Here is a 1,248-nt window from a genome sequence, read left to right on the forward strand (position 1 = left end):
TGACAGGCCGTCGAACGGGACGGCGTCGCCCGAGGGCGAAGGCGAGGAGCCGCGAACGGAACGGTCGATGCTCGAGGAGGAGGCGACGGACGCCGCCGAAGCCGAGCGGGAGATCGAGGACCGACACGAACGAGGTCACGAGGGGGGCCACGAGCACGGCGGTCACGGTCACGACGATGACCACGACGACGGCGATCACGGCCACGGCGGCATGCACGAGGGCCACGAACAGATGTTCCGCCGACGCTTTTTCGTCTCGACGCTGCTGTCGATTCCAGTCCTGCTCTACAGCGAGATGCTCCAAGAGTGGCTCGGGTTTTCCGTCCCGGTGTTTCCCGGAAGCGAGTGGATCAATCCGGTCTTTGCGGTCGTCGTCTTCGCGTACGGCGGCGTGCCGTTCCTCCGGATGGCCGCCCCCGAACTGCGAGACCGGGCGCCGGGCATGATGACGCTCATCTCGATGGCGATCACGGTCGCGTTCGTCTACAGCCTCGCCAGCGTCGTCCTTCCGACCGAGTCGGCGTTCTTCTGGGAACTTGTGACGCTGATCGACATCATGCTGCTCGGTCACTGGATCGAGATGCGCTCGGTCAGGCAGGCCCAGAGCGCGCTCGACGAACTGGCGAAGCTCATGCCCGACACCGCCGAGCGAATCACCGAAGACGGCGACACGGAGGAAGTGCCGGTGAGTGAACTCTCCGAGGGCGATCTCGTCCTCGTTCGTCCTGGCGCGAGCGTCCCCGCCGACGGCGTCGTCGAGACGGGGGAATCGGACGTGAACGAATCGATGATCACCGGCGAATCGATGCCCGTTTCGAAGGCACCGGGCGATGAGGTGATCGGCGGGACGATCAACGGCGATGGAAGCCTCCGCGTCCGTATCGAAGCGACAGGTGAGGAGACGACGCTCGCAGGGATCATGCGGCTGGTCGAGGAGGCACAGGAGGGAAAATCGGAGACGCAGGCACTTGCCGACCGCGCCGCAGGCTGGCTGTTCTACGTCGCCGTCGGCGCGGCAGCCGTGACTGCCGTCGCGTGGACGGTCGCAACCTCGTTCGACGCGGCCGTGATCGAACGGGTCGTCACTGTCCTCGTGATCGCCTGTCCACACGCACTGGGACTCGCAATTCCGCTCGTGGTCGCGATCAACACTTCGCTGGCCGCCAGTAACGGGATGCTCGTTCGCGACCGAATCGCGATGGAGGAAGCGCGCAACCTCGAGACGATCGTCTTCGACAAGACGGGGAC

The 1,248-nt window shown here is 65.5% G+C and carries 1 protein-coding gene; it reads left to right on the forward strand.

The window, feature by feature from the left end; translation table 11 throughout:
- Positions 1-67: 67 nt before the first annotated feature.
- The coding region (locus tag ATJ93_RS23205) for an HAD-IC family P-type ATPase (protein WP_394338808.1) at positions 68-1,248 on the forward strand (1,181 nt) is incomplete at its 3' end.

Origin of the sequence: Halopiger aswanensis (assembly GCF_003610195.1) — an archaeon.
Taxonomy (GTDB): Archaea; Halobacteriota; Halobacteria; order Halobacteriales; family Natrialbaceae; genus Halopiger; species Halopiger aswanensis.